We start from the raw sequence: 8081 nt of genomic DNA on the forward strand, positions 1-8081 counted from the left end.
GTCGGCGACCTCGCGGGCGAAGCCGATCTCGTGCGTGACGACGATCATGGTGGTGCCCTGCCGGGCCAGGTCCTTGATGACGTCGAGGACCTCGCCGACCAGCTCGGGGTCGAGGGCGGACGTCGGTTCGTCGAACAGGAGCAGCTTCGGTTCCAGGGCCAGCGCCCGCGCGATGGCCACCCGCTGCTGCTGGCCGCCCGACAGATGCCGCGGGTAGGCGTCCGCCTTGTCGGCGAGGCCCACCCGGTCCAGCAGCCGGCGCGCGGCCTCGACGGCCTCGCGGCGGGGCCGCTTCAGCGCGGAGACCGGCGCCTCGGTGACGTTCTCCAGGACGGTCAGGTGCGGGAAGAGGTGGAAGTTCTGGAAGACGAAGCCGATCCGGGTGCGCTGCCTGAGCACCTCGCGTTCGGGCAGCTCGCGCAGCCGGTCGCCGCTGCGCCGGTAGCCGATCAGGGCTCCGTCCACGGTGACCGCGCCCCGGTCGACCTTCTCCAGGTGGTTGACGGTGCGCAGCAGCGTGGACTTGCCGGAACCGGACGGGCCGAGGACCACGGTGACCTCGCCGGCGCGCACGGTGAGGTCGATGCCCTTGAGGACCTCCAGATCGCCGAAGCTCTTGTGGACGGACCTGATGTCGACCATGACACTCATCGCGTGGACTCCTCGAGCTGGGGGCGGTGGTCCGTGGCGGGACCGGTGGGGGTGCGCAGGAAGGCCAGCAGGGCGCGTGCGGTGGCGTCGTTCTGCCGGAACGCCACTCCGCCGGTGCGGGGCCGGGTGAAGGCGCCGGAACCGCGCGCGTCGGTGTGCGGGCCGAGCGCGAACCGCCTCGGGTGCGGCAGGCCGGACCGCTCCAAAACCCGCCCGTCGGAGCGGTCCACCGCCAGCAGCCCGTCGGGGGTGGCGGCGGCGCCGTCGTCGTGCAGCGCGCGCAGCAGCGGGTCGCGGGCCCGCTCGACGGTGGGGTGCGGCAGCCGCGCCTCGACCAGCGCCCGGGCCTGGACGACATGGCCGGGCACGCTCGCGCCGGACGCCCGGAAGACGCCGTCCTCGGCGGTGACGGTCATGCCGGCGCCCAGGAAGCGGACCACGCCGGCCCGGGACAGCGCGAGCAGTTGGCGCAGCCGGGGGGCGGGCGGGCCGGAGGCGAGGTAACTGAAGAAGCCGTGCCACCAGCCGCCGACGTCGCCGAGCCGGACCAGTTGCCCGTAGACGGAGAGCAGGGCGAGGAAGACGGCCAGGTCGGGGCTGTACTCCGGGTCGTGGCGGCGCCGCAGGTCGTCCTCGACGTACCGGCGCAGCCCCTCCTGGAGGTCGTCGTGCGTGCCGTGGCGCACCCCGTCGAGGGGCCGGTCGAGGGCGGCGAGGTCGAGCCGGTCGGCGGGGTCGGGCACGGCGGCGGCGACCAGGGCGGCGCGTTCGGCGGGGTCCGCGGCGGCGTACCGGGCCTCGAAGCCGGGCCAGGTGCCGGTCACCCGCTCGGGGTGGGCGGTGAACAGCCGGTGGTAGTGGGCGAAGCCCAGCTCCTTCTCTATCAGCGGCCACACGTCCCGCCGGAAGTCGATGCCCTCGGGCCGGGCGAGCAGCGCCTCGGTCTCGGCGGGCCCGAAGAACCGCGGCAGCGGGGGCCGGTCGCCGGTCCAGTCGTAACCGATCTTGGAGTGGTACGGCACGCCGCGCCGCGAGCCGACGTACAGCACCGGCTCCTGCCCGGAGGGTATGTACGTGTCGCCGTCGTACCGTCCGCCCCTGCCCTCGGTCAGCAGCACCATCAGGTCGACGAAGGCCAGCCCGAAGCCGCGGACGAGAACGTTGTCGCCGGGGCGCAGCGCGGACAGGTCGCTGTCGGCGGTGAAGTCCGGCGGGAGGTGGACGAGGCCGTGGGTGCGGGCGTAGGCCGCGAGGTCCCGCTGTTCGTCGTCGGGTTCGGCGTCGAGGTGGCCGAGGGTGAGGACGACCAGGTCGGCGAGGAGGGGGAGGGTACGGCCCCGGAGCCACACCCGCTGCCGTCCCTCGCGCGGACCGTCGACCCGCACCGCGCGCCGGGCGTGGTGGTAGACCACGAAGCCCGGGGGCAGGCCGGCCACGGCGCGCTCGTACGCCCAGCGCAGGTACGCGCCCTGCACCCGGCGGCCGGCGAAGGTGCGGCCGTCGAGTCCCGCCCACTCGTGCAGGGTGGGGCCCGGCCGGACGGGACCGGCCATCTCCACCGTCTCGTCGGTGAACATGGTGACGTCCTGGGCGTGCGAGTTCATCCACAGCAGCGGCGACTGCTCCTCGCGCCAGATCCGGCCGGCGCCCGGCGGATGCGGGTCCACGAGATGGATGTCGAGGCCGGAGTCGCCGTACAGCTCGGGCGCGTTGGCGGCGATGCGCTCCAGCAGGCCGGTGCCGCGCGGTCCGGCGCCGACGACGACCAGCGCGGGCCGGGTCATCGGGTGCGCTCCGTGCCGCGGGCGTAGTGCTTCTCGACGTAGTACTGGCCGGCGCTGAGCACCGAGGTGACGACGGTGTACCAGACGGTGGCCACCATCAGCAGGGGGATGACCTGGTAGGTGCGGTGGTAGACGAGCTGGACCGAGTAGAGCAGGTCCTGCACGGCGATGACGCTGACGATGGAGGTGCCCTTGAGGGTGCCGATCAGCATGTTGCCGGCCGGCGGCACGATGGAGCGCATCGCCTGCGGGAGCACGATCCGCCGCCAGCGGCGCCACCGGCTCAGCCCGAGGGCCTGGGCGGCCTCGGTCTGGCTGCGGTCCACGGCGAGGATGCCGCCGCGCACCACCTCGGCGGCGTACGCGGCCTCGTGCAGGGTCAGGCCGATGACCGCGACGGTGACCGGGCCGAGCAGGTCGACGGTCTTCACGCCGAGGACCTGCGGGTACAGGGCGCCGATGTTGAACCACAGCAGGAGCTGCACCAGGATCGGTATCGACCGGAACAGCCACACGTAGCCCCAGCTCACGGCGCGCAGCACCGGGTTGGCGGAGAGCCGGAACGCGGCGAGCAGGGTGCCGAGCGCGAAGCCGAGGACCATGACGACGGCGGTCAGCCACAGGGTGAGCCACAGGCCGCGCAGGACGGCGTCGGAGGTGAAGTAGTCGGCGACGACGTCCCACTGGAAGGCGTCGTTGCGCAGAACGGAGTTGACGGCCAGTCCGAGGAGGACGAGGACGGCGACGGCGGCCGTCCACTGGCCGAGGCGGCGTTGCGGGACGATCCGCGGGACGTCCGCCTTGTCCGGGGTGTCCGGTACGGCGGCGGGCTGGGCGAGGGTGTCGGAGGACATGCGAAGGCTCCGTGACATCGAGTCAGTCGGACACGGTGGGTGGTGCCTTCACACGGCCGAGCCCCTCAGCAGAGCCGTGCGCCGAGAGTACGGGGCGGTTTCGGTGTGCTGTCAAGGCTGTCCACACTGTGAGCCGTGCGTCTCAAGTCGTTGACGCGGAACCGGATGCCTGTTCCACTTGGCCCATGCATCCGCAGCAGTGGCTGGTCACGCGCTCCCACATCGACTTCGGTCGAGTGTGGTCCTCTTCCTGTTGAGCCGACTCCCCCTGCCTGCCCTGATCGCCTGACTTCGTCGGGGCTTTTCGGGTTCCCGCCTTCTCTTCACCGCCTTCACGCGCGCGCCCCTCCCCTCGTGCCGCCCTTTGCCTTCTTCCGTTCTCAGGAGACCACTGACATGCGTACGCCCACGCGTGCCCGAAAAAGACTCTTCGTGCCTTTCGCCCTGATCGCCTCGGCGGTCCTGGCCCTCACCGCGTGCGGCTCCGGCGATCCCTCCGGGGACGTGGCGGGCGCGGCGGCCGGCTCCGACGCGGTCCCGACCACGGACGTCGTCTCCGGCGTCAAGGAGAACCCGGCCGCCGTGAAGCTGCTGCCGCCCGGCACCGGGAAGGTCACCCTCGCCGTGACCGTCGGCGGCACCCCGCCGGGCACCACGTACCTGTCCGACGGCAAGACGCTGACCGGCCAGGACGTCGACTTCGCGAACGCCGTCGCCAAGGCGCTCGGTATCGAGCTGAAGACGGAGCAGGCGTCCTTCGAGGCGATCCTGCCCGCCCTGGACAGCGGCAAGTACGACGTCGGCGCCGCCAACTTCGGTGTGACCGAGGAGCGGCGCAAGACGATCGACTTCGTCACCTACATCAACGACGGCCAGGGCTTCGCCGCCCGCGAGGACAGCGACCTGTCGAAGGTCACCGACCTCGCGCAGCTGTGCGGCCTCAAGGTCGCCACCGGTGCGGGCACCACCTTCGAGGCCACGCTGGAGGAGAACAAGCACCGGTGCGCGGACGCCGGCAAGAAGGCCTACGAGGTGCAGACCTACAGCGAGCAGGGCGCCCTGTGGTCCTCGCTCCAGCAGGGCCGCAGCGACGTCGTGATGTCCACCATCAACGGCCTGCGCTACGCCGTCGCCCAGCAGGAGGGCCTGAAGTTCCTCAACGAGTTCCACCGACTGGACGTCGGCTTCGCCCTGAAGAAGGGGTCGAAGCTGGCGCCCGCCCTCCAGGCGGCGGTGAACGGGCTCATCGCCGACGGGACGTACGACAGGATCCTGAAGAAGTGGGGGACGACGGAGTCGGCGATCGCCAAGTCCGAGATCTCGCCCCCGGAGCTGAAGGACTGACGGCGGCTGACGCCTCTCAGCAGTCGCAGCCGCAGTCGCAGCCCTCGCCGCAACAGCAGCAGGCGTCACCGCAGTTGCTGCAACAGTCACAGCAGTCGCAGCAGTCACCGCAGCTCTGGAACAGCCCTTCCCTGCGCTGTCTGCTCCAGGGGTCCTCGAACGTGCCGCAGCACATCTGGCATGTGCAGGCCAGCCCCAGCCACACGGCGCACCCCGCGAGCAGCCCCCGCCGGTCACGGCGCGGCGGCTCCGGGGGCATCGGCGCACCGGGACCGCCGGGAGCGCCGGGCGGGGAGTACGGGTGGCTGCCGTGCGCGCAGGAGGGGGTGCCGAAGGCGCGGTCGACCGAGGTGCCCAACTCGTGCACCAGCAGCCGGTGCACAAGGCGCCCGTCAGTGAACTCGGCCTCGCGCAGCGCCAGCCGTATCCCGCGCACGGCGTCGTCGGCCAGCCGACGGGCCTCGGTGCGCGGGGTGCCGGTGGCGGTGAGCGGGTTCCAGGCACCCGACGCGGCGTCGGCCTCCTGGTCCTCCACGGCGTCCAGGAGGTGCGCGAGCCGCCCGAACAGGCGCCCCGCCTCGGCGAGCGGCACGGCGTTGTCCGGCCGTCCGGCGAGGTGGGCGGTGTGGGCGAAGGCGGCGGCGGTCGCGGTCTCGGTCGGCTCGGTGACGGTGAGGAGAGGCGTGCCGAACCCGGCGAGCCCCTCGATGCCGACCTGCCGGTCCACGGCGTCGACCAGGACGGCGGTGTCGAACCCGACGGCGCCGCCGCCGCGATGGCCGGCCGCGTCCCAGCCGGCGGCGACCCGGCGGGCGGCGCGGGCCACCGGACGCCGGGCCAGCAGCCCGTCACCGTCCGCGACATGGTCGCGCACCTTCGCCGAGGCCAGCACCAGGGAGACGGCCGCCGCGAGCCGGGCGCCCTCACCGTGCGCGACGGACGCGGTGCGCATCCCGCGCAACGGGCACGGCCCCGCCGTACGCCGGCCGGCGCCCGCGCCGCCCCGCCCGGCCTGAGCCTCCGTCAACACCGATATGAGAAGGCCGTCGTAGTTCGTCACGATCCGCGCGAACTGTCCGTGGTCCTTGCGCAGCGCGAGGCACAGCCCGCACAAATGCGCCATCCACTGGCCGGTGAGGCTCTCTCCGAGCCGGTGCCTGCATGGCCTGACGATTCCGAACACGACACTCCCCCGTGGGTTCGTACGACGCTGAGCTGCGGCATCGTACCGACAGCCGCTGTCACCCGTACGCACCCTGTCTCACCCGTCCGCCGGGAAGAATCATATTTCACTCACAGTCAGCATCCGTTTGGGAAACGACCCTTGGGACACAAGGACTCTCGACGGATTCGCTGTGCACCAGTACCGTCACAAACCCCCCGCGCGGCGTCTATCCACTTGGCGCGACGTCCGCATCATGGATGACCATAGGGATGCGGAAAGCACGAAAGACCGCTGTGAGAGGAGGCGTCCATGGGATCGGTACGCAAGGCGAGTGCGTGGCTCGGCCTCGTCGACGACAACGATGACGAGCGCTACTACGACGACGACTACTCGGAGGGCACCGAGTCCCCGGACGCCTGGGTCACGGACCCGCGGGTCAAGGTGGCCTCGGACGTCGCCGAGGAGAAGGGCCGCCGGATCGGCACGGTCACCCCGGACAGCTTCCGGGACGCGCGTGCCATCGGCGAGCTGTTCCGGGAGGGTGTCCCGGTCATCATGAACCTGACGGCGATGGAGGCCGGCGACGCCAAGCGCGTCGTGGACTTCGCGGCCGGGCTGATCTTCGGCCTGCGGGGTTCGATCGAGCGGGTCTCCACCCGGGTGTTCCTGCTGAGCCCGGCCGACACCCAGGTGATCAGCGGCGATCCGGCCGCGCACCGGTCGGACGGCTTCTTCAACCAGAGCTGAGGCGGGGCCGCGCACCACGGCCCCGCCCCGCTCCGCCGGCGCCTCTGCCTCTACCGGAAGGCGTCGAGGCCGGTGAGCGCCTTGCCCAGCACCAGCTGGTGCATCTCGACGGTGCCCTCGTAGGTGAGCACCGATTCCAGGTTCGTCGCGTGCCGCATCACGGGGTATTCGAGGGAGATCCCGTTGGCGCCGAGGATCGTGCGGGCCGTGCGGCAGATCTCGATGGCCTCGCGCACGTTGTTGAGCTTGCCGAAGCTGACCTGCTCGGGACGCAGGCGGCCGGCGTCCATGCGCCGCCCGAGGTGGTGGGCGAGCAGAATGCCCTTGTGCAGTTCGACCGCCATGTCGGCGAGCTTGGCCTGGGTCAGCTGGAAGCCGCCGATGGGCCGCCCGAACTGCTCCCGCGACTTCGCGTACTCGACGGCCGCCTCGAAGGAGCTGCGGGCCGCGCCCATCGCGCCCCAGACGATGCCGTACCGCGCGTGCGACAGGCAGCTCAGCGGTCCGCGCAGCCCGGTCACCTCCGGCAGTACGGCGTCCGCCGGGAGCCGTACGTCGTCGAGGACCAGCTCGCTGGTGACGCTGGCCCGCAGGGACCACTTGTGCTTGATCTCGGGGGCGGAGAAGCCGGCGCTGTCGGTCGGGACGACGAACCCGCGGATCCCCTCCTCGGTCTGGGCCCACACCACGGCGACGCCGGCCACGGACCCGTTGGTGATCCACATCTTGCGTCCGTTGAGCACCCAGTCGCCGCCGGCGTCGCGCTTGGCGTGGGTACGCATGTTGGCCGGGTCGGAGCCGTGGTCGGGCTCGGTCAGCCCGAAGCAGCCGATGACCTCGCCGGCGGCCATGCGCGGCAGCCACGTCTGCTTCTGCTCCTCGCTGCCGAAGCGGTGGATGGCGTACATGGCGAGGGAGCCCTGCACGGAGACCAGCGAGCGGATGCCGGAGTCGGCGGCCTCCAGCTCCAGGCAGGCCAGGCCGTACTGGACGGCGCTCGCACCGGCGCAGCCGTAGCCCTCCAGCGACATGCCGAGCGCGCCGATGGAGCCGAGCTCGCGCGCGAGGTCCCGGATGCCGGGGAGCTCGCCCTTCTCGTACCAGTCCGCGATGTGCGGCAGCACGCGGTCGGCGGCCCAGCCCCGCACGGTGTCCCGGACCGCGAGGTCCTCCGGCTCCAGCAGGTCGTCGATGCCGAGGGGGTCGACGGGATCGAACGCGGGCAACTTCTGGGACGAGGCCATGGAACACCCTCCGGGGCTCTTGAAAACTAGCGCTGCTAGTTACACTTCTCAAGCCGACGTTACGATGCGGGGCCGCCCACGTCCACCACCCCCCGGTCTCCCACCCACGCACCACCCGTTCACCGCCAACTGAAGGGTGGACGTCGCCGGCGGGGGCTGAGCACCATCGGCGGCTGCGGATTCGTGGCTCGTGGGAAGAGCCCTCCACCGCAAGCCGCCGACGGCGACGCACCCCCAGGGGCAACGTCCACCTCTCAACCAACGGCGAACGGGTGGTGCGCGGGTGGGAGAC

The 8081-nt window shown here is 71.8% G+C and carries 7 protein-coding genes; 2 read left to right on the plus strand and 5 right to left on the minus strand.

The genetic code is table 11. The features are described from left to right. The 3 genes from GTW67_RS09890 to GTW67_RS09900 form a co-directional block, all read right to left on the minus strand. A partial coding sequence (locus tag GTW67_RS09890; protein WP_161164425.1) for an amino acid ABC transporter ATP-binding protein occupies positions 1 to 651 on the minus strand: 651 nt, incomplete at its 3' end. Next, complete coding sequence (locus GTW67_RS09895) at positions 648 to 2435, minus strand: FAD/NAD(P)-binding protein (protein WP_161164426.1); 1788 nt, start codon at positions 2433 to 2435, stop codon at positions 648 to 650. The genes GTW67_RS09895 and GTW67_RS09890, both read right to left, overlap by 4 nt. Then, complete coding sequence (locus tag GTW67_RS09900; RefSeq protein ID WP_161164427.1) at positions 2432 to 3289, minus strand: amino acid ABC transporter permease; 858 nt, start codon at positions 3287 to 3289, stop codon at positions 2432 to 2434. The genes GTW67_RS09895 and GTW67_RS09900 overlap by 4 nt, the downstream gene beginning before the upstream one ends. A gap of 396 nt (positions 3290 to 3685) precedes the next feature. On the opposite strand from GTW67_RS09900, the gene GTW67_RS09905 reads away from it, so the two are divergent. Further along, the gene (locus GTW67_RS09905; RefSeq protein WP_161164428.1) at positions 3686 to 4633 is read left to right on the plus strand and encodes an ABC transporter substrate-binding protein; all 948 of its coding nucleotides are present in this window, start codon (positions 3686 to 3688) and stop codon (positions 4631 to 4633) included. 16 nt (positions 4634 to 4649) lie between these two features. Here the strand turns inward: GTW67_RS09905 and GTW67_RS09910 are convergent, their stop codons facing one another. After that, the gene (locus GTW67_RS09910; RefSeq protein WP_161164429.1) at positions 4650 to 5816 is read right to left on the minus strand and encodes a DUF5685 family protein; all 1167 of its coding nucleotides are present in this window, start codon (positions 5814 to 5816) and stop codon (positions 4650 to 4652) included. A 291-nt stretch (positions 5817 to 6107) separates the two neighbouring features. Between GTW67_RS09910 and GTW67_RS09915 the strand changes: the two genes are divergently transcribed. Next, positions 6108 to 6545, plus strand: coding sequence for a cell division protein SepF (locus GTW67_RS09915; protein WP_161164430.1), 438 nt, complete (start codon positions 6108 to 6110; stop codon positions 6543 to 6545). 50 nt (positions 6546 to 6595) lie between these two features. Here GTW67_RS09915 and GTW67_RS09920 read toward each other — a convergent pair whose 3' ends face one another. Further along, complete coding sequence (locus tag GTW67_RS09920) at positions 6596 to 7789, minus strand: acyl-CoA dehydrogenase family protein (RefSeq protein ID WP_161164431.1); 1194 nt, start codon at positions 7787 to 7789, stop codon at positions 6596 to 6598. Between the last annotated feature and the right edge of the window lie 292 nt (positions 7790 to 8081).

The organism is Streptomyces sp. SID5910 (genome assembly GCF_009862125.1).
Lineage (GTDB): Bacteria > Actinomycetota > Actinomycetes > Streptomycetales > Streptomycetaceae > Streptomyces.